Genomic DNA, 19,259 nt, shown 5'->3' on the forward strand with positions numbered 1-19,259 from the left:
GGGATACCCCCGACATGCAGGCCACTCACCAAGCGCAGCGGAACAGGACACCCAGCGTAGTGTTGGAATCTCGTTATGCGGCGGCCGAGCGGCGCGCGGGCCGCCGCCCGCCCGCCCTCTACCGCCGGGGCCCGCTGCGGAGGCTCGGCCGGCTCGACCGGTGGGCGTTCGACCAGGTGGCCGCCGCCCGCCTGCCCGGTCTCGAGGTCGTGCTGCCGCGTTTGTCGCGGCTGGCCGATCATGGGGTGCTGTGGTTCACCACGGCGGGCGTGCTGGGCCTGACCCGGCGGGCCCGGCTGCGGCGGGCCGCGCTGCGCGGCTCGATCGCGATCGCGGTGGCCAGCCCGGCGGTGAACCTCCTGGGCAAGCACGCGTTCCGGCGCGCCAGGCCCGTGGTGGACCTGGTGCCGCCGATCCGCATCCGGTGGAGGCTGCCCACCTCGCACGCCTTCCCGTCCGGGCACTCGGCCTCGGCGGCGGCGTTCGCGACGGGCGTGGCGATGGAGGCGCCCCGCGCGGTCGCCGTCCCGGTGGCGGTGACGGCGGGCGCGGTGGCGTTCGCGCGGATCTACACCGGGGCCCACTACCCGGGCGACGTGCTCGCCGGGCTGGGCATCGGCGCCGCGGCGGCGCTGGGGACCCGGCTGGTGTGGCCCGCCCGGCCGCCGGTCGCGCACGTCACCCGGACCGCCACCGAGAAGGTCATGATCACCGGGGACGGGCAGGGCGTGGTGGTCGTGGTCAACGCGGGCTCCGGGACCACGGCAACCCAGGAGGGAGGGACCGCCTCCCGGGACGAGGAGCAGGCCGGCGCGCCGTTGCTGCGCAGCTCGGCCCAGGCCGCCGTGGACGTGGTCGCCCGGGAGCTGCCCGCGGCCCGGATCGTCTGGCTGGATCCCGACGAGGACGTGGACAAGGCGCTCGCCGAGGCCGCCGAGCAGGCCGAGGTCCTCGCGGTGATCGGCGGGGACGGGACGGTCAACGCGGGCGCCCGCGCCGCCCTCGCGCGCGACGTGCCGCTCCTGACGATCCCCGCCGGCACCTTCGACCACTTCGCGCGGGCCCTGGGCATCGAGACGGCGGTGGACGCGATCGCGGCCTACCGCGGGGGGCGGCTGGGCCGGGTGGACGTCGGCGTGATCGTGCCGGAGGGGGACGCCGAGCAGGAGATGATCTTCCTCAACACGGCCGGGCTCGGCGCGTACACCGAGCTGGTGGAACGGCGCGAGCGGCTGGAGGGCAGGCTCGGCAAATGGCCCGCCATGGTCGTCGCCGCGGCCCGTACCCTCCGGCGGTCCGAGCCGGTTCCGCTGCTGGTCAACGGCCGGCCGCGGCGGGTCTGGACGGCGTTCGTCGGCAACTGCCGGTACGGCTCGCGCGGACCCGCGCCCACCTGGCGGGGGCATCTGGACGACGGCCGGCTCGACATCCGGATGGTCACCGCCGGCGAGCGGGTGCCCCGGCTCGCCGCGCTGGCCGCCGCCCTGGCCGGGCACCTGCACCTCATGCCCGGCTACCGCTCGTGGGACGACGGCACGCTGGAGCTGGCGGCGCCGGAGGGCGGGCTGCGGGTGGCCCGGGACGGCGAGCTGACCGCGCTGCCCGCGGCGATCCGGATCACCAAGCGTCCGGGCGCGCTGGCGGTGTTCTGCCCTACCGTACGACGAGGGGGCAGCGGCGCAGGCCGGTGACCACGGTGGACGCGGTGGGGACGGGGTCGCCCGCGGTCTCGATCCGCTCGTACCGGGCCGCCGCCTCCGCCAGCAGCAGCCCGAGCTCCATCCGGGCCAGCGCGGCGCCCAGGCAGAAGTGCGGGCCGAACCCGAACGCCAGGCTCGTCACCGCCGGCCGCCGCGCGATGTCGAACCGGCCCGCGTCCGGCCCGAACGCGGCCGGGTCCCGGTTGGCCGCCCCGTACAGCAGCATGAGGCGGTCCCCGGCGGCGATCTCGGCCCCGCCCAGGGTGACCGGCCGGGTGGCCGTCCGCAGGAAGTACACGACCGGGGAGGTCCAGCGGAGGATCTCCTCCACCGCCCCCTGCAGCGGACCCGTGTGCCCACCAGCCGTGTCCTCACCGCCCGTGTGCCCGCCGGCCGCGCCCGCGCGCAGTGCCGCCCACTGGCCGGGATGCCCCGCCAGCGCCAGCAGCCCGCCGGAGATCGCGTGGCGGGTGGTCTCGTTCCCGGCCACCAGCAGCTGGATCAGGAACATCGCCAGTTCCGGGTCGGTCAGCCGGTCGCCGTCCGGCGCGGCCAGCGCCAGCTGGGAGATCACGTCGTCGCGGGGGTCCGCGCGCCGCTCGTGCGCCACGCCGATCAGGTAGCGCGCGCACTCCGCCGCCAGCGCGCCCCGCTCCTCCTCGGCGAGTTCCGGGGCGGCGCCCGGGACGATCGCCTCCGACCAGAGGTGGAACCGCGCCCAGTCCGCCTCGGGGACGCCCAGCAGCAGGCAGATCACCTGCAGGGGCAGCGGGACGGCCAGCTCCGCGACCACGTCGAACGGCCGGCCCGGCGCCACCGGGTCGAGCAGGGCGCCGATCCGTTCGCGGACGGCGCCCTCCAGCCGCCGCATCACCGACGGCCGGAAGGCGGGGGCGACCAGGGCCCGGTAGCGGGTGTGCTCCGGGGGATCGGTGTGCATGATCGTCGGCGGCGCGTCGTAGGAGTGGCCGATCTCCGAGAGCAGGACGCCGTCGCGGGAACGGAAGAGGTCGGGACGGGTGAGCGCGGTGTGCACCTCGGCGTGCGTCCCGACGACCCAGTAGCCGCCGGAGGGGTGCCGGACCGGGCCCCGCGCCGCGTGGATCCGCTCGTACAGCGGGTACGGGTGCCCGCCGCCGAAGTGCGCGTCCGGGAAGTCCGCCGGGACGCCGGGCGCCGCGGCGGTCATGACAGGATGCCCTCGGGGCGCGGGATCCCCGCCGCGTCGCAGAGCGCGTAGTAGGCCGCCAGCGTCGACTCCCCGTCCACCATCCCGGTGATCGCGCCCTCGTCGTCGAACTCGATGAAGGCCCCCTCGATCACGAAGAGGATGTCGCTGTCCTCCGCGACCGTCAGGGTGTGGACCGACCCGGGCGGCTCGTGGATGAACGTTCCGGCCACGTAGTCGACCCCGTACTCGGCGTACCGCCAGCGGCCCGCGAAGGTGAAGGCGTGCACGCCTCCGGTGTGCTTGTGGGCGGGCAGGCGGAATCCGGCCTGGAAGCGGTTGCGGACCACCCACGTGTCGGCGGACACCCTGAGTACCTGCAGGCCCACCGGTCCCGCGTTCACCCACGGCAGGTCATCGGTGTGCACGTGTCCCACCAGGGGACCCAGCGTCTCGGTCATGTAGCAAACGCTAGGTAGGTTACCGGCGGCGCGCAAGGGCGGGTTCGGCCGCCCGGTACCGGGTACGTGCCCGCTGCGGGCCACCGCGAGGCGGCCCGGGACCCGGCAGAGAGCGGAAAGGGAGACGATGGCGAACGGAGTCGATCCGGTCGAGCTCAGCGACGACGACCTGCTGCGCGAACTGGGGCACCTCTACGAGACCCGAATGGACGCCCTGCGTCACGCCGCCGACCAGGCGTTCGACGAGCACACCCGCCGGACCGGCCGGCTGGAGACGGAGTACCTGCGGCGCCGCCCGGAGCGCGAGGTGGACCCCGAACGGCTGCGGGAGGGCGCCCGTGCCCGCTGACGCAGAGAGCCCCGGCCGGGTGGCGCGATGACGACGATCGCGCTGGGCCCGGACACGGGCTCCCTGCTGCTCAGGACCGGCCGGAGCGGCCTCGGGCGGCGGGCGGGCCACGACCTGACGATCGAGGCCACCCGCTGGTCGGGCACCGTCACGCTCGCCGGGGACGGTCCGGGCGGCCACCGCGCCGAGGGCTCCTCCGCCGAGGTCACCGTGCCGGTGGACGGCCTGGAGATCCGCGAGGGAACGGGCGGGGTCCTCCCGCTGTCGGACCAGGACCGCACCGAGATCGCCGCGAACCTGCGGAAGATCCTCCAGGCCGACCGGTACCCCGAGATCACCTTCACCGGCACCCGTGCCGAGGGCGCCCCGTCCGACTTCTCCGTCGAGGGCCGGCTGACGATCATGGGCCGGACCGAGCCGCTCACCGTACGGGGCGGCGGGGTGAACGGCCGGATCCGCGGCGCGGCGACCGTCAAGCAGTCCCGGTGGGGCATCAAGCCCTACTCGGCGTTCTTCGGCGCGCTCAAGCTCGCCGACGAGGTCGAGGTCGTCTTCGACCTCGCGATCGACCTCGGCCCCTGACCGGCTCTCGCACGTCCTGCCTGCGCTTGCGCCCGCGCCGGACGGGCAACGGGCCGGGCAACGGGCGGGCATCGGGCGGGGTCAGCCGGCGAGGAGCTCCCGGATCGCGGGGACGGCGGCGTCCAGCGGGACCGTGGCGGTCTCGCCGCCGGACCGCGGGGTGACCTCCACGACGCCCTCGGCCAGCCCGCGCCGTCCCACCGTGACCCGGACCGGGATCCCGGTCAGCTCCGCGTCCCGGAACTTCACCCCGGCCCGCTCTGACCGGTCATCGATGATCACGTCGATCCCGGCGGCGGCCAGCCCGGCGTACAGCTCCTCCCCGGCCCGCGCGCACGCCTCGTCGCCGGACTGCGCGACCACCAGCGCGACCTGGTACGGCGCCACCGCGACCGGCCAGACGATCCCGCGCTCGTCGTGGTGGTGCTCGACGATCGCCTCCATCGCCCGTTCCACCGCGAGCCCGCAGCCGCCCATGACGAGCGGGACACGGCGGCCGTCCGCGTCCGGGACCGCGGCGCCGGCCGCGCGGGCGGGGCCGTCGCCCAGCCCGGTGACGCGCCCCAGCTCGACCGCGCGGACCACCCGGAGCGGCGCGCCGCACCGGGCGCAGGGATCGCCGGCGCGGACCGCCCGCAGAGCCGCCCAGGCGCCGACCTCGATGTCCCGTCCGACGTCCACCCCGCGCAGGTGCACGTCGTCGCGGTTGGCGCCGGTGACCATGGCGCGGCGCCCGCGCAGCGCCCCGTCCGCCACCACCGGGAGACCGGTGACGCCGACCGCGCCCAGGCTGCCGGGCAGCGCGCCCAGCGCGGCGCGGATCTCCTCCGCCCCGGCCGCGCGGACGGCGGCGGCCCCCGTCGCCTCCCGCAGCCTGCCCTCGTCCAGGGCATGGTCGCCGCGCAGCAGGACGAGCGTGAGACGGCCGTCCAGCACGTACACCAGCGTCTTGATCTGCCGCTCGCCGGGCGCGCCGTACCCGGCCGCCAGGTCCTCGATCGTCCGGACGCCGGGCGTGTCGAACGGCTCGGGCGAGTCCGGGCCGGGCCCGTCCACCACCTCCGGCACCCGTGCCGCGGCGCGTTCGGGCGTGGCCGCGGCGCCGCAGCCGGGGCACTGGACGACCGGGTCCGTACCGGACTCGGCAGGGCAGCGGAACGCGGTGGACGCGGAGCCGTCCGCGCCGCCCGGCGCCTCGGCCGCGATCACCGGGAGGCCGAGCCGGGCGAAGATCCGGGTGAGGGCGTCGTAAAAGGCCGCGAGCGAGGCGTCCAGTCCCGCCCGGTCGATGTCGAGGCTGCGGGCGTCCAGCGCGGTGGTGTCCTGGTCCGGCGCCGGACCGAACCGGTACCACCGCTGCGGCAGCCTCCGGTAGGACTGGAGATCCAGGGCGAGGACCGCGAACTCGTCCCGCCCCCCGGCGGCGCCGGCCGGGTCGGCGGGGACTGGAGCGGCGGGCTCCGCGGCGGGCGCCGGTGGGGGCTCCGGTGAGGGCGGCAGCATCTCCTGGCCGCCGATCCGGTCCAGCTCCGACCGGACGATCCCCATGATCCGGGCCCGTGCCCGGAACGCCATGGGCAGCAGCGCGTCGCGGCCGGGACCGGTCCTGCGGACGTGCCCGGCGCGCAGCAGCAGCCGCCGGCCCGGCGTCCCGGCCTCGGCCGGATCGTCGCGGAGGGTCGGGATGTGGGCCTGGGACCAGCGCATCTGTCGGCTCCGGTTTCCGGTCACGAAGGGTCAGGGAACGGGGTGCAGATTGTAGGGCCTGGGGAAATGCGTCCTGGCCGGGTGGCGGGAGTGAGTACGCTCGTGTGCGTGAGTCGAGAAGGTGTGACGCCACAGAGCGAGGATTTCTCCGCCTGGTACAACGAGCTGGTCATCAAGGCCCAGCTCGTGGACCGCGGGCCGGTGCGGGGCACGATGGTCATCCGACCGTACGGATACCGGGTCTGGGAGCTGCTCCAGGCCGACCTGGACCGGCGGATCAAGGACGCCGGGCACGACAACGCCGTGTTCCCGCTGTTCATCCCGGAGTCCTACCTCAAGCGCGAGGCCGAGCATGTGGAGGGCTTCTCGCCGGAGCTGGCCGTGGTCACCATCGCCGGCGGCAAGGAGCTGGACGAGCCGCTGGTCGTGCGGCCCACCTCCGAGACGGTCATCGGCGAGTACATGGCCAAGTGGATCGACTCGCACCGTGACCTGCCGCTGCTGCTCAACCAGTGGGGCAACGTGGTCCGCTGGGAGATGCGGCCCCGGATGTTCCTGCGCACCACCGAGTTCCTCTGGCAGGAGGGCCACACCGCGCACATCGACGAGGACGACGCGATGCGCGAGACCATGTGGGCGCTGGACGCCTACGCGGCGGTGGCCCGCGACCTCGCCGCGATCCCCGTGGTGGCGGGCGAGAAGACGCCGGGCGAGCGGTTCGCCGGCGCGGTCCGCACGTACACCATCGAGGGGATGATGCGGGACGGGCGGGCGCTGCAGTCCGGCACCTCCCACTACCTCGGCACCAACTTCGCCAAGGCGTTCGAGATCCAGTACCAGGACGAGGAGGGCAAGCTGCGCCTGGCGCACACCACCTCCTGGGGCCTGAGCACCCGCATGATCGGTGCGGTGATCATGACCCATGGCGACGACAAGGGTCTCGTCCTGCCGCCGCGGCTGGCCCCGTACCAGGTCGTGATCGTCCCGATCGGGCGCAAGGAGCAGGGCGAGCGGACCGCCGCCGAGGCGCGCAAGCTCGGCGCCGCGATCAAGTCCATGGGCATCCGCGTCCACGTCGACGACAACCGCCCGCAGCTGTCGCCCGGCTTCAAGTTCAACGAGTGGGAGATGCGCGGCGTCCCGGTCCGGATCGAGCTGGGCATGCGCGACCTGGAGGCCGGCGTGGCGACGCTGGTCCGGCGGCTGCCCACGGTCGAGGGGCAGGGCAAGGAGCAGATCGAGCTGGAGCGGGTGCCCGAGCTGCTGCCCGGGATCCTGGCCGACTTCCAGTCCTTCCTGCTGGCCCGTGCGGAGGCGTTCCGCGAGGAGCACACCGCCGACGTGGACGACTTCGCCGCGTTCACCGAGCAGGTCGCCGGCGGCTGGGCGCGGGTCTTCCACTGCGGCCGTCCCGAGTGCGAGGACGAGATCAAGGCCGACACCGCCGCCACCCCGCGGGTCATCCCGGCGGAGGCCCCCGAGGAGAGCGGGGAGTGCGTCAAGTGCGGCCGTCCGTCCGCCTACGGCAAGCGAGTGATCTTCGGCCGCGCCTACTAGCCGCTGTCTCAAGTCCCCTTACCGGGGCGTGTCCCGGTGCCCGGTCGTCGACGAGTCGGCCGGGTGCCGGGGGGCGGCGCGGCACTTGCGGCGGGTCAGCAGCGGCTGGACGAACCACGCCCAGGAACACAGGGTCACCACCAACCCGGCCGTGATGGCGGCGGCCGGATCCGAGATCAGCGTCTTCATGATCAGGCTGGTGGAGGTGGTGATCGCCAGCGCCAGCGCCAGCGCGCCCCCGATGCCGAACCGGTTGGCCCGGCGTATCAGCAGCGGTTTCTGGTTCAGCCGGAACAGGAGCCGGTGCTGGATCACCGGGGCGATGAAGCAGACCGACGCCACCGCCGCGCTGAACAGCGCCACGTAGAACAGGATCCGCCCGGAGTCGTCCACCTGGTCGAACCCGGGCGCGAACGGGACCGTGAGCAGGAAGGCGAACAGCACCTGCACGCCCGTCACGGCGACCCGGAAACCCTGGAGTAGTTCCATCAGCTGACGATCGAGGCGCTCGTGCTCGGTCTCGTTCCGCGCCTTTTCGCTCGTGCTCACCCGCCCGGAATACCCCTCAAAAGGGGGTTTAGTCGACCTTTCTTGACCGTGCCGAGCCCGAGAGTGCAGCGCGGGACCTGAGCAGGACCGACGCAGGACCCGGGCCGGACCGGAGCAGGGCGCAGGGACCGGCGGACCAGCGCAGGATCAGCGCGGGGCCGGTCAGGGCAGCGCGGGCGGCAGCACGCGCAGCGCCAGCATCGACACGTCGTCGCGCAGGTCGCCGTCGCAGTAGTCGAGCAGGGCCTGCTCCACGGCGTCCAGCATCTCCTGTACGGGCACGGTGGCGGTGGCGGCCAGGGTCTCCAGCAGCCGTTCCTGGCCGAACTCCTGGCGGGCCAGGTCGCACGCCTCCAGGACCCCGTCGGAGTGCAGGAACAGGGTGTCGCCGACGCCCAGGTAGACCGTGTCCAGCCCGGCCTCGAAGTCCTCGAAGAGTCCGAGGGGCACCCCTCCGCGGGAGGCGGTGCGGATGACTCCGTCCGCCCGGATCACGATGGCCGGGGGATGGCCCGCGGTGGCGAGGTTGATCGTCATCCCCTCGCCCTCCGGCTTCAGCCCGGCCATGATGGCGGTCACGAAGCGGTCCTCGTCCAGCAGCACGTCGTTGACCGCCGCCAGCACCTCGGTGGGCTTGTCCTTCCAGCGCGACATCAGCCGCACCCCGTGCCGGGCCGTGGCGGTGACGGCGGCGGCGTCCTCGCCCTTGCCGCAGACGTCGCCGAGCACCAGGCCCCAGCCGTCCGCGGCCGGGAACGCGTCGTAGAAGTCGCCGCCGACCTCCCCGCCATGGGTGGCCGTCATGTAGCGGGCGTCCAGGGCGACGCCGGGGATCGCGGGGAGCCGCTTGGGCAGGAGGCTGGACTGCAGCGTGTCGGCCACCTCGCTGCGCCGCCGGTACAGGCGCGCGGCGCGGATGACCAGCCCCAGGTACCGGCCGAGCCGCTGCACCACCGAGAGGTCGAGCAGGTCGAACGGGCCGTGCTCGCCGCTTCCCGCCAGCGTGATCGTGCCGATGCAGCGGTCGCCGTCCTCGATCGGGACGCACAGCACGGAGGTGGCGCCGATCGTCCCGCACATCGGCCGCCCGTCCGGGCCGGTACCGAGCAGGGCCATGTCCTCCACGTGCGGGCGCAGCGCGCTCTGCCGCGTGGTGAACACCGTGTAGGGCAGGGTGTCGGGAGTGGGGGCGAGCTCCTCCAGGGCCTGCCCGGCCTCGATCGAGGGCTCGTCGTCCGGGCCCATGACCACCTGGCGTTGCAGGCCGCCCGGCGCGGCGTCCGCGGGCCGCCCGGCCCCGTCCGTACGGGCCGGCGGGCGCCACGGGCCCGGCGCCCGGTCGCCGCCGTCGCCGACCAGGTCGATGATCGCCCAGTCCGCCAGCTCGGCGACCAGCAGCCGGGCGCAGCGCCGCACGGCCACGGTCTCGTTGAAGACCGGCTCGTCCAGCAGCAGCTCGCTGGCGTTGGCCAGCACGTCCATGCGGTGCACGATCGTGGCCACCGACTGGTCGTCGCCGGTGTGCCCGATCGTCGCCCGGGACGCCCCGGCGGGCTGGGCGGGGGAAGGACCCGCCGCGCCTCCGGGCGGGGCGGCCTCCTCGCGCTTCCCGCCCGCCTCCTTCCCGCCGGCCTCCGGCGGCCCGGGCCGCCGTGGCTCGGGCCGGGCCGCGGTCGGGCGCCCCTGGACGGCGGCGCGCCGTCTCGCGGGCTCGCCGGCGGTACCGTCCGACGCCGCGGTTGCCCCGGCGGCCCCGGCCGCCCCGGCGACCGCGACGACCATCGGGTCGGGCTCGCCGCGGATCCACACCCGGGCCAGCGTCACCACCGCGTCGACCGGCCGCTCGCGCCCGAGGAAGCGGACCGGCACCCGCTGCCGCCGCCCGGTGCGGACCACCCCGGCCAGCTGCGAGCGCAGCGCCGCCCGGGTGGCCAGGTCGCAGAACGCGGTGAACTGCTTGCCGGAGACGTAGCCGGGCGAGGTGCCCAGCAGCTCGGCCGCCTGCCGGTTGACCCGCCGTACGGCGGAGTCGCGGTCGAGGAGGAACAGGGGCACGGGGGCGTCCTGGAAGACCGTGCGCAGCACCCGCCGCTCGGTCTCGGCGGACGCCGACCGTCCCGCGGCGTTGGTCTGCCCGGTCCCGACGGTGCGCAGCACCGACATCGCCAGCTCGAGCTCCAGCAGCGCGGCGTCCAGCGTCGCCCGCAGGTCCGGCCGGGGCATTCCGGCGGCCTGCCGGAGCTCACCGATCCGTCCTTCGAGATCGGTGATCTCTCTCATCGTCGACTCGGGGTCGAGCTGATCGGACATCGCGGATCTCCCTACGTTCCGGGGGGCAGGGTGAACCGGGCCGTGCTGGTCAGCGCGCGTGCGGCCACCGTGCGCAGCTTATTCCGCCGCGGGACCGGACACCTAGTCGGCGGCATGGTCGGGCCCGTGGCCGGCGCCTCCGATCAGTCCCTGGTCGCCCACGATCCGCTGGGCGAGCGCGGTCAGCTTGACGTGCCGGGTCTGCGAGATACGGCGCAGCTCGGCGAAGGCGTCATCGGCGTCGCAGCCCAGCGCGTGCATCAGGATGCCCTTCGCCTGGTCGACGACCGCGCGGGCCTCCACCGCCTCCTGGAGCTGGACGGCGGTGCGGTGCACGCTGCCGTACTGCAGGGCGTTGGACATCGCGGCGCCGCCCTGGGCCACCAGCAGCGACGCGATCGCCTGCTGGCTCCGGGCGAGCGCCCTCGGCGTGATGCCGTACAGGGTCAGCGTCACCAGGACCTGCTCCTTGACGTGCGCGGTCGTGGAGAACGTGCGCACGCCCCGGGTCAGCATGTCGGTCATCGCCTCGGGCCAGCGCGTCTCGGCCAGGATGTCGTCCGAGCCGGTCGCCTCCCGGGTGCGCACGACGTCGAAGAACGGGCCGTGCCCGCGGCTGAGCTGGCGGTCCACGATGTCGGCCAGGTCGGGGTGGCTGGCGGCGGAGGCCAGCGGCTCGGGACGCTCGTCCTCGTCGCCGGAGGGGATCGCCCACCGGATGCTGGTGGCCCCCGCGCACCCCGGCACGGCCTGGGGCGCCAGCTCGGTGACCCGGCGCAGGGTCCCGATGTCGGACGACCGGCCGACGATGCCCAGGCGGGCGATCTCCAGCGCGAGCTGGTCGGTGAGAACGGACTCGGTGGGCGGCACAAGCCCGACGTTATCCTGCGCGCGGCCGTGTTGGACCCCGTCGCCCGACATCTCCGCGCATTAGCGCCGCTCAGGGCCCGTTCAGGGGCCCCGTTCAGGGGGTGCTCACCGGCCGCTCAGAGGTTCGGCGGGGCCTCGCTGATGTCACGGAGGGGGCTCGCCCCCGTCCCGTCCGCGATCACCAGGTCGCCGATCGAGACGATCCCGACCGGGCGGTTCTGGTCGTCCACGACCGGGACCCGCCGGATCGCCTCCTGCCGCATCAGCCGCAGCGCGGTGTCGGTGTCGTCGTCGGGGCCGAGGGTGACCGGCTCGGCCGTGCACACCTCGCCGAGGGAGGTGAGCCCGGCGTCGCGGCTCTCGGCCACCGCGCGGATCACGATGTCCCGGTCGGTGACCAGCCCGCACAGCTTCCCCGAGAGCGTCACCAGGACATCGCCGATCCCCTGGTCCCGCATGATCCGGGCGGCCTCGTACAACGTGGCCTCGAGCGGCAGGGCGCGGGGATCGGCCGTCATGACATCGCCGATTCTCCGGGACATGAGCGAAGACCTCCCCCTGGTGCGGCGGCGCCTGGCCGCTCGCACGCGCTGTACCCGGAGTGGGGTCGGGTATGCGGGCGTCGCCTCAGAATCGGAAGATCGAGCCGGTGCGGGACGCCAGCACGCAGTCGTTGGCGTACTCGTTGCGGAACCGCACGGGCCGGCCCTGCCAGTGGCCGGTGGCCTCGGCGATCACCGGCGAGTAGATCATCATGCAGGCGGTCCGCGCGGCCGGCCGGTGCTCGATCTCGCCCCTGGACCGCCGCAGCTCCGCGCAGGCGCGGGCGGCGCGCGGGTGGTCGCCGCCGTCCGGGCCGCAGTGCAGGGTGATGTTGCGCGCGGCGGCGGCCTTGTCGCCGGGGCGGGAGAGGGTGAGCCGCAGCCTCGCGGCGGCGTGGCGCTCGGGCGTGGCCACCGGGACGGGCAGGGCGGACGGTGCCGCGGCGGGCGCGGCGGGCGCGGCACCGGACGGGGTCCGGTCGGTGGCGAACGCGCTCGCCGGAACGGGCGGCAGCAGGGCGAGGGCCGCGCCGGTGAGGGCGGTGGCGACCAGGTGTGGCATCGATACTCCTGATGATCGAGGAACGGTCATCGCTCAATGTATCGATACGACTACAAGTCGTGTTCAGAAACAGGTGATCCCGCGGTCACGGGGCTACCGCGGGATCACGAAGGCGTGCTGCGGCCAGGTCAGGCGGCCAGGGTGTGGGCGCGCCGGTGGTCTGAGAGGGACTCGCGCAGCTGCTTGCGCCCCCGGTGCAGGCGCGACATCACCGTGCCGATGGGAGTGCCCATCATCTCGGCGATCTCCTTGTAGTGGTACCCCTCGACGTCGGCGAGGTACACGGCGTTCCGGAAATCGGCGGGCAGGGCGCGCAGGGCGGCCACGATCCGGGCGTCGGGGATCCGGTCGAGCGCCTCCGACTCGGCCGAGCGCAGCCCGGCGGACCCCGCCTCGGCCCGCGCGATCTGCCACTGCTCCAGCTCCTCCGAACCGGCCCGCTGCGGCTCGCGCTGCCGCTTGCGGTAGGTGTTGATGAAGTTGTTCGTGAGGATGCGGTGCAGCCAGGCCTTGAGGTTCGTGCCCTCCTGGAACTGGTGGAAGTTCACGTACGCCTTCGCCAGGGTCTCCTGCACCAGGTCCTCGGCGTCGGCGCTGTTGCGCGTCATGCGCACCGCGCTGGCGTACAGAGGGTCGACGAGCGGCAGCACGTCCCGCTCGTACCGTTCGGTGGCAGGGCCGCTGTCGCGGGCCGGCAAGGTGGCTGCGGTCATGTCGCTCCCCGTGGTCGTGACCCGATCGGGCCGGTTGCGTGTACGCGCACCCGTGTGAGGTGCGCGGCCACCGGGCGATGCCGCCGTCCCCACGGCGGGCATACGTCTCACCATTCCCGACGAGTTCGATCCGATTCGTCACGAGATGAGGTGTTATCGGGTGACGTTGGACATGCGGGTGTCGGGTCGGTCTCGGGTCTCTCGGCCGCGCATGGAGGGTGGGCCGAGGGTAGTGCGCGGATCGGCGCTGCCAGGGCGACCCCTGTGACGGGACGTCGCGGGCTCTGCACGATCGACGCTTTACGCGTCGGTGGCGTTCCCGTTAGTTAAGACGCCTGGGGACCGCGCCAAGGTTGCGTGGCCTCCATCACTTTTTTCCGTCAACTGCGCGGAGCACCCCCCGGAGACCGGTATAGAACCACGCCCGCCGACCGTCCGCGGCGTGCTCGCCGCCCGGTCGCGGCACGCCCTCGGCCGTCCGCGGGGCGCCCGGCTGGCAGGGGATTGTCCCCTTTGCGACAGATCATTTTCGATGTCGTTGTTTGCTCTGATCGGTACTGTCGGACGGGCCGATGGCCCGTGCCACGGGCGAGGAGACGAGTTGGGTGAGAGTCTGACGCTGCCGGTTCCGGAGACGCTGCACGCCACGTACGCGGTCGCCTTCGTGACACCGCCGGCGGACCCGCGTGAGCTGGCCCGCGAACGGGTGACCCGCCTGACCGAGCCGCCCCTGCGGGACCTGGTGCTGCGGATGCTGGACAGCCCCCTGCTCACCCTCGATCTGCGTCCGGCCGCCGGGTTCCCGCCGCTGCCCGCCGATCTGCTGGCCGCGTTCGGCGCCACCCGCCGGGAACTGGTCGGCATCGCCGCGGCCTCCCACCTCCTGGCCGTCCGCGCCTCCTACCGGCCGGGCTGGCCGCCCGCGCACGAGTGGGCGACCCGGGCGATCGCGGGCGCGGTCGGCGGCGACCCGCCCGTACCGGTGATCGACGTCTTCACCCCGCAGGTGCTCGGCGAGGACCGCCTCCGGCGGTCGCTGCCCGGGCCGGACGGCGCCGTACGGCTGACCGACTGGATCCTGCTGCCGCACACCTCCGGCCCCGACGGCTTCTGGTTCACCACCAAGGGCCTGGCCAGGTTCGGGCTGCCCGAACTCCAGACCGAGAACGTTCCAGAGCATCTGGTGGGGCCCTGGGGCCGCCTGCTCAACGGCCTGGCCTCCCGCCTGCTCGGGCTGTGGCTGGAACGGCTCGCGGTGGGCGAGCGGCCGGTCGTCGTGGAACTGCCGGAGGTCGTCCCGGTCGGCCTGCGGGACGTGGCCGCGGCACAGGGCGACCGGGAACCCTCGCACCGGGAGGTCGACGTCCGGCTCCGGCTCGACACCGGCGAGGACGGCGAACCGGTCCTCACCGTCCCGGCCGCCGAGGACGGCCCGGACGGCCTGGAGTCGCTGTGCGCCGCCCTCTTCGGCGCCTCCCGCCCGGCCTGACGGTGGGACGGGCCGGTGCCGGTGCCCTTGCCGACGATCATCATGAGGGCCGAGGATCAGGGGCGTGAGATTCGGTCCGCGTGACAGCCGCCGCCCCGAAGCCGGGGACGATGAGACCCCCGAGCCCGGAGCCCGGCGCCCCGTGCCCCACCCCGGCGACGTCCGGGTGGCCGGCCGCCGGCCGTCCGCCGCCGATGCCGCCGATCCACCGCCCGCCGAACCGCCCACCGGTCCACCTCCGGCCGAGCCGCCCGCCGCACCACGGCCCGCCGCCGGTCCACCGTCCGCCGGTCCACCTCCGGCCGCTGGCCCACCGCCCGCCGCACCGCCGCCGGCCGCCCCGCCAGCTGCCGTGCCACCGGCCGTTTCTCCTCCCGGTCCGCCCGCCATGCCACCGCCTGGCCCACCGCCCGGCGCGCCGCCAGCTCCGCCGCCCGGCCCACCGCCCGGTCTGCGGCCAGGCCAACAGTCCAGCCCGGTGCCCGGTCCGCCGCTCGGCGAGGCCGTGGACCAGGCTCCAGGGGCCGCACCGGCCGACTGGGTTCCCGTCCAGGGCACCCCGCGCACCGGCGAACCGGGCCAGGAACCCGCCGCTCCCGAGCCGCCCCCGGCCGGGGAGCCGCCTCCGCCACCGGCCACCGACCGGTCCGAGTGGGAACGCCCGACGCCCGGACGGGTCATGGGCGAACCGGAAAGCCCAGGGACAAGCGAGGCACCCACTCCGGCGCTGCCGCCCACCGGCCTCTCAGCCGAGCCGCCACCCCCTCCGCCGGCGGACCCGCCGTCCCCGTCCTCCGGCCCGCCCCCGTCCTCCGGAGCGTCCGTGGCGCGCGTGACGTCCCCGGACGTCCTCGCCGGGTGGCGGGCACCCGAACGTCCCGCGGACCCCGGCCCGATGGCCGATCCGGAGCGCCGCCGGACGATGGGCGACGCGTTCGTGGCCGAGTTCGTCGCGAGCGCGACCTGGCGGGCCACGCTGGCCGTCCTCGAAGCGGCCTTCCCCGGGCTGGGCATGGCCGCGACCCTCTCGCGCCGGACCGACGAGCTGTGGCGGACGATCGACACCCTCGACCAGGCGGGCGCGGCCAGGCTCGGGGTGCCCGTGTGGCTGGACGGCGGCGGGATGGCCCTGGACCTCAGCGCCCGGCTGCGCCCGCGGACGCCGCTGAGAAGCACCGGTGCGCCCGGCGTCCCCGGCGTCACCGGACCCGCCGCCGGGCGCGGGGAGGGGACGAGCCGGGAGCCCCGGCCGCGTGCCTCCTGGCCGTACGCGGGGGCGTTCGTCATCGACACCCTCGATCCGCTGCGCTACCACCGGGCCGTCGGCGGCCCGCTGGCGCCGCGTGACCAGCCCGCCGAAGGCACTCCGGGAACGGGCCCGGGGAGGGGCACGGGCACGGTACCGGTGCCGCCTCCGGGCGAGGAGGACGACAGCGGCGTGGTGATCGTCGTGGACCTGACCTCGGCCGGACCGCGGGTGCTGGACTCGGCGGCGCTCTGGCGGTACGCGGGACGGGTCGTGACCGCAGCCCTGCACGACCCGCTGCTCCCGGAGACGCGGGCGCGGGCGCGCCGGGCCCTGCGCGCGCTGCGCCGGGTGGTCCTCATCGACCCGGGCCTGGGCCTCGGCCTGTGCCTGCGGATCGACGTCGCCCGTACGCCGCGCTGCCTGCTGGCCTTCCGCGTCGACCGGGAAGACCCGCGCACCCCGCGGTTCGTCCGGCCCTGACGGCGGTCACCCCAAGCCGGGCGACCTTCGCTCCTGGCGACCTTCACCCTGGGTGATGTTCACGCGGGTGGCGTTCATCCTGGGTGGTGTTCACCCGGGTGGTGTTCACTTCAGGGGCGCGGCGCTGTCCGGCTCGACCCTGAGCTCGTCGGGCAGCTCGCGGATCCGGGCGGCCAGCTCCCAGGGCTCGATGCCCTCCGGGACGTCCTCCGGCAACAGGCCGCACAGCAGGGTGTTCGCGGTGCGGACGGCGGTGAACGCGCCGATCCGGGCGATACCGCCGCCGCCCAGATGGGCCAGTTCGGCGATCAGCGCGGCCAGCGCGGACGGGTCGCGCGGGTCGCGCATGTCGCGGGCGTAGGTGAACAGGTCCTCGGCGAGTGCGTCGGCGCGGCGGCCGGACAGATGGTAGGCAGTGCCCCAGTACTCGCCGTTCATTGAACGGGAGGAGATCTGGTCCCTGATCCGGACGCGTAGCCCGTACTCGGCAGAGCAGCGTTCGTAGGCGTCGGCGAGCAGCGCCTCGGCCTCGCCCTCCTCGCTGAGGAGCAGACCGGTCACCACGCCCTCCTCCCGGTCCAGCCGCTCCAGCATCTCGCGCTGAAGCTCCCCGACGGCCTGCTCGACCGCGTCCAGGGAACGGGCCAGGGCGTGCCGGGCGTCCCGGTCGGGCTCGGAACCGGGCTCGGAACCAGGTGCGGCCGAGGCTCCGGCTGCGGCCGGAACCGGCCGCGGCTCGCTTTCGAGACGTTCGATCCGCTCGATCCGTTCGCCCAGCCGTTCCAGACGTTCGAGGACCGGGGCGGGGACCGGTTCGGCGGCGTGCAGGGAACCCGGCGGGGGCTGCGGCGGGGACGGCGGGATCGCGATGCCCGTCCGTTCCGCCGTCTCGGCGACCTCGGCCTGGAGCGCGTCGTGCCGCCGCCCCAGCTCGCTCACCTGGGCCCGTAGCTCGCGCAGTTCCGCCTGCGCGCGGGGGAGTCGCTTGTCGGAGGCCAGATAGAGCTCACGCCCGGCGATCGCCAGGCACAGCAGGACCAGGACTACGGTGGTCATGAAGCTCCTCGGGGGCGGGCTGCGCCTCCGACCCTAACCGCCCGTGCCGCGACGGCGGAACGGGCGTCGGATCCGGCCGGGCATCACCGCGGGGACGAACGCCCGGGGACGACCACCCAGAGAAGGAACGCCCCGGAGACCCCCGGGTGCCGGGGTGCCGCCGGGGCGTCTCCGTGGAATCAGCCGAACAGGCCGCCCAGCAACCCGCCCAGGATCTCGCCGACGGCACCGGCCGCCTCGCCCGCGACCTCGCCGGCCACCTCGTTCGCGATCTCGTTCGCGACCGCGCCCGCCGCGTCCGCCGCGACATGGCCCGCGTATCCGGCGACGGCCTCGCCGAACTGGCCCACGGGGACTCCGGCGGCGTAGCCGGCGACGTTCTGCGCGGCCCCGGCGGCCCCGCCGATCACGTTCCCGAAGGCGTCGACCGCCGCGCCGGCGGCCAGCGCGCCGCCGACACCGGCCGCCGCGACCCCGCCGACGGCGCCCGCCGCGGCCCACCCGGCACCGCCGTGGCGGTGGTGGCCCGGGTACGGGGGAGCGTGGTGATGGTGGACCGGAGGCTGGGACATGGGGGCCGGTGGTCCGTGGTGGCCCGGAGGCGGCGGGTACTGCGGAGCCGGGTGCCCTGGCGGCGGGGGGTAGGGGGCCGGCGCGTAGGGGAGCCCGGCGCCCGGAGCGCCCGGAGCGCCCGGAGCGGGCGGCGGGGGCGTGGGACCCGGGAAGGGCCCCGGCCCCTGACCGGGCGGTGGCGTAGGCATGTGCGCGGGACCGTGCGCCGGGCCATGCGCGGGGGCCTGGCCGGGGGCCTGGCCGGGGGCCTGTCCGGGAGCCGGGGCCGGGGGCGGGAAGTGCCCCTGGCCGGGCTGCCCGTACTCAGCGGGACCGCCGTACGACGCCGCCGCCGGAGCCGGTGCCCCGTGCCCGTGACCGCCCTGCCCGTGACCGCCCTGCCCGTGCCCGTGTCCGCCCTGTCCGTGGTAGGCGGGCGGCGCGCCGGGCGGTGGCGGGAACGTCGAGGGCCCGCCGCCGGGCGGGGGCAGCGGCCCGCCCCCCTGCGGCGGCGAGGGGAACGCGGCCTGCGCCCGAGGACGGGACGCGGCCTCCTCCAGCCACCGGCTGATCTTGGCGTTCCAGTCGGTCTCCGCGGCCTCGGGGTGCTCGACCTGGAAGCGGCCGAACGACTCGTCCCCGCCACCGCCGCGCCGGTCCGCCTCCAGCACGAACGCCATGTGCCGGGGGCTGGCCACGAAGCTCAGCCCGACCTCGCCGATCCGCCCCGCGTACTGGGGCGGCGGCGCCAGCCGGATCTCCTGGTAGAACGGCAGCTGCTGGGGCACGCCGCGCAGCCTGGACTGCTCGAACGCGACGTTCTCGATCTTGAAGCCGAGCCGGGCGATGGCGGCCAGCACCCACTGCTGCGACTTCAGCGGCTCCACCGAGATCGGGTCCACGTCGCCGGGGTCGGCCTCGCCCTTCACGTCGACCTCGGTGCACAGGCCGATGGTGAATCCGGGCAGCTCCCGCCCCAGCACCGTGGTGAACGGCAGCTCGTACGGCAGCGGGATCGAGAACGACAGGTCGCGGCGCTGCCCCGGCTCCAGCCGGAACGCGCGGGTGAGCGCGCCCCGGTAGACCTCCGGGCCCGCGCTCTCGCCGCCGTAGCCGTTCTGCATGCGCGGCATCAGCGCGAGGGTCACATGCCGGATCTCCACGGGGCGGTTCCCGCCCGCCAGGTGCACCTTGCCGGCCACGACGCCGCCCGGCCGGCAGTTCGGCTCCGACAGGATCGTATCGACGGTGGGACCCGACCCTCCTCCGTATCCGCCCGCGCTCTGCCCATAGGCCACTGGCCTACCCCTCTCGCGACACCGCGGGGGCGCTCCCCGCATCGGTCAGACGGAATCCACCATGC

Annotated in this window: 17 protein-coding genes; 6 read left to right on the forward strand and 11 right to left on the reverse strand. The window is 75.0% G+C overall.

The genetic code is table 11. The features are described 5' to 3' along the window. The first annotated feature begins 62 nt into the window (after nucleotides 1-62). Entirely contained in the window at nucleotides 63-1,691 is a 1,629-nt protein-coding gene (locus IW256_RS37985; RefSeq protein WP_231404091.1) for a bifunctional phosphatase PAP2/diacylglycerol kinase family protein, read from the forward strand. Here the strand turns inward: IW256_RS37985 and IW256_RS37990 are convergent. After that, complete coding sequence (locus tag IW256_RS37990) at nucleotides 1,654-2,889, reverse strand: cytochrome P450 (RefSeq protein ID WP_197015542.1); 1,236 nt, start codon at nucleotides 2,887-2,889, stop codon at nucleotides 1,654-1,656. The genes IW256_RS37985 and IW256_RS37990 overlap by 38 nt on opposite strands. After that, complete coding sequence (locus IW256_RS37995) at nucleotides 2,886-3,329, reverse strand: 2,4'-dihydroxyacetophenone dioxygenase family protein (RefSeq protein ID WP_197015543.1); 444 nt, start codon at nucleotides 3,327-3,329, stop codon at nucleotides 2,886-2,888. The genes IW256_RS37990 and IW256_RS37995 overlap by 4 nt, the downstream gene beginning before the upstream one ends. A gap of 127 nt (nucleotides 3,330-3,456) precedes the next feature. Between IW256_RS37995 and IW256_RS38000 the strand changes: the two genes are divergently transcribed. Next, on the forward strand, nucleotides 3,457-3,678 hold the full coding sequence (locus tag IW256_RS38000; protein WP_197015544.1) for a DUF6158 family protein: 222 nt from the start codon (nucleotides 3,457-3,459) through the stop codon (nucleotides 3,676-3,678). 27 nt (nucleotides 3,679-3,705) lie between these two features. Then, nucleotides 3,706-4,260, forward strand: coding sequence for a YceI family protein (locus tag IW256_RS38005; protein ID WP_197015545.1), 555 nt, complete (start codon nucleotides 3,706-3,708; stop codon nucleotides 4,258-4,260). Between the two features lie 81 nt (nucleotides 4,261-4,341). On the opposite strand, the gene IW256_RS38010 is transcribed toward IW256_RS38005, so the two are convergent. Then, nucleotides 4,342-5,967, reverse strand: a complete 1,626-nt coding sequence (locus IW256_RS38010; protein ID WP_197015546.1) for a proline--tRNA ligase — start codon at nucleotides 5,965-5,967, stop codon at nucleotides 4,342-4,344. A 108-nt stretch (nucleotides 5,968-6,075) separates the two neighbouring features. On the opposite strand from IW256_RS38010, the gene proS reads away from it, so the two are divergent. After that, nucleotides 6,076-7,524, forward strand: a complete 1,449-nt coding sequence (gene proS / locus IW256_RS38015; protein WP_307829335.1) for a proline--tRNA ligase — start codon at nucleotides 6,076-6,078, stop codon at nucleotides 7,522-7,524. An 18-nt stretch (nucleotides 7,525-7,542) separates the two neighbouring features. Here the strand turns inward: proS and IW256_RS38020 are convergent, their stop codons facing one another. The 6 genes from IW256_RS38020 to IW256_RS38050 all read right to left on the reverse strand — a co-directional run bounded on the left by IW256_RS38020 (nucleotide 7,543) and on the right by IW256_RS38050 (nucleotide 13,070). After that, nucleotides 7,543-8,073 carry a DUF6328 family protein gene (locus tag IW256_RS38020; protein WP_197015547.1) on the reverse strand — a complete coding sequence of 177 codons (531 nt, stop codon included), beginning with the start codon at nucleotides 8,071-8,073 and terminating at the stop codon, nucleotides 7,543-7,545. 162 nt (nucleotides 8,074-8,235) lie between these two features. Then, nucleotides 8,236-10,383 carry a SpoIIE family protein phosphatase gene (locus IW256_RS38025; RefSeq protein WP_231404092.1) on the reverse strand — a complete coding sequence of 716 codons (2,148 nt, stop codon included), beginning with the start codon at nucleotides 10,381-10,383 and terminating at the stop codon, nucleotides 8,236-8,238. A gap of 102 nt (nucleotides 10,384-10,485) precedes the next feature. Then, on the reverse strand, nucleotides 10,486-11,253 hold the full coding sequence (locus IW256_RS38035) for an ANTAR domain-containing protein (protein ID WP_307829336.1): 768 nt from the start codon (nucleotides 11,251-11,253) through the stop codon (nucleotides 10,486-10,488). 116 nt (nucleotides 11,254-11,369) lie between these two features. Beyond that, nucleotides 11,370-11,771, reverse strand: a complete 402-nt coding sequence (locus IW256_RS38040; RefSeq protein WP_231404093.1) for a CBS domain-containing protein — start codon at nucleotides 11,769-11,771, stop codon at nucleotides 11,370-11,372. A gap of 109 nt (nucleotides 11,772-11,880) precedes the next feature. Beyond that, on the reverse strand, nucleotides 11,881-12,357 hold the full coding sequence (locus tag IW256_RS38045) for an SSI family serine proteinase inhibitor (protein WP_197015550.1): 477 nt from the start codon (nucleotides 12,355-12,357) through the stop codon (nucleotides 11,881-11,883). A gap of 128 nt (nucleotides 12,358-12,485) precedes the next feature. After that, complete coding sequence (locus tag IW256_RS38050) at nucleotides 12,486-13,070, reverse strand: sigma-70 family RNA polymerase sigma factor (RefSeq protein ID WP_197015551.1); 585 nt, start codon at nucleotides 13,068-13,070, stop codon at nucleotides 12,486-12,488. Nucleotides 13,071-13,671: 601 nt separating this feature from the next. Here IW256_RS38050 and IW256_RS38055 point away from each other — a divergent pair. Both IW256_RS38055 and IW256_RS38060 read left to right on the forward strand, forming a co-directional pair. Beyond that, nucleotides 13,672-14,559 carry a hypothetical protein gene (locus tag IW256_RS38055; protein ID WP_231404094.1) on the forward strand — a complete coding sequence of 296 codons (888 nt, stop codon included), beginning with the start codon at nucleotides 13,672-13,674 and terminating at the stop codon, nucleotides 14,557-14,559. An 823-nt stretch (nucleotides 14,560-15,382) separates the two neighbouring features. Further along, complete coding sequence (locus IW256_RS38060; protein WP_197015552.1) at nucleotides 15,383-16,288, forward strand: hypothetical protein; 906 nt, start codon at nucleotides 15,383-15,385, stop codon at nucleotides 16,286-16,288. Between the two features lie 105 nt (nucleotides 16,289-16,393). Here IW256_RS38060 and IW256_RS38065 read toward each other — a convergent pair whose 3' ends face one another. Continuing rightward, the gene (locus IW256_RS38065) at nucleotides 16,394-17,344 is read right to left on the reverse strand and encodes a hypothetical protein (RefSeq protein WP_197015553.1); all 951 of its coding nucleotides are present in this window, start codon (nucleotides 17,342-17,344) and stop codon (nucleotides 16,394-16,396) included. Nucleotides 17,345-17,523: 179 nt separating this feature from the next. Continuing rightward, nucleotides 17,524-19,194, reverse strand: a complete 1,671-nt coding sequence (locus IW256_RS38070) for a sporulation protein (protein ID WP_197015554.1) — start codon at nucleotides 19,192-19,194, stop codon at nucleotides 17,524-17,526. Nucleotides 19,195-19,259: the final 65 nt, after the last annotated feature.

It is taken from the genome of Actinomadura viridis, assembly GCF_015751755.1.
GTDB classification, from domain to species: Bacteria; Actinomycetota; Actinomycetes; order Streptosporangiales; family Streptosporangiaceae; genus Spirillospora; species Spirillospora viridis.

What these genes read in the sequence shown, in the direction of transcription:
- IW256_RS38010 (WP_197015546.1), bottom strand. Translation starts at nt 5,967, where the DNA reads ATGCGCTGGTCCCAGGCCCACATCCCGACCCTCCGCGACGATCCGGCC.
- IW256_RS38005 (WP_197015545.1), top strand. Translation starts at nt 3,706, where the DNA reads ATGACGACGATCGCGCTGGGCCCGGACACGGGCTCCCTGCTGCTCAGG.
- IW256_RS38045 (WP_197015550.1), bottom strand. Translation starts at nt 12,357, where the DNA reads ATGCCACACCTGGTCGCCACCGCCCTCACCGGCGCGGCCCTCGCCCTG.
- IW256_RS37995 (WP_197015543.1), bottom strand. Translation starts at nt 3,329, where the DNA reads ATGACCGAGACGCTGGGTCCCCTGGTGGGACACGTGCACACCGATGAC.
- IW256_RS37990 (WP_197015542.1), bottom strand. Translation starts at nt 2,889, where the DNA reads ATGACCGCCGCGGCGCCCGGCGTCCCGGCGGACTTCCCGGACGCGCAC.
- IW256_RS38050 (WP_197015551.1), bottom strand. Translation starts at nt 13,070, where the DNA reads ATGACCGCAGCCACCTTGCCGGCCCGCGACAGCGGCCCTGCCACCGAA.
- IW256_RS38065 (WP_197015553.1), bottom strand. Translation starts at nt 17,344, where the DNA reads ATGACCACCGTAGTCCTGGTCCTGCTGTGCCTGGCGATCGCCGGGCGT.
- IW256_RS38025 (WP_231404092.1), bottom strand. Translation starts at nt 10,383, where the DNA reads ATGTCCGATCAGCTCGACCCCGAGTCGACGATGAGAGAGATCACCGAT.
- IW256_RS38040 (WP_231404093.1), bottom strand. Translation starts at nt 11,771, where the DNA reads ATGACGGCCGATCCCCGCGCCCTGCCGCTCGAGGCCACGTTGTACGAG.
- IW256_RS38000 (WP_197015544.1), top strand. Translation starts at nt 3,457, where the DNA reads ATGGCGAACGGAGTCGATCCGGTCGAGCTCAGCGACGACGACCTGCTG.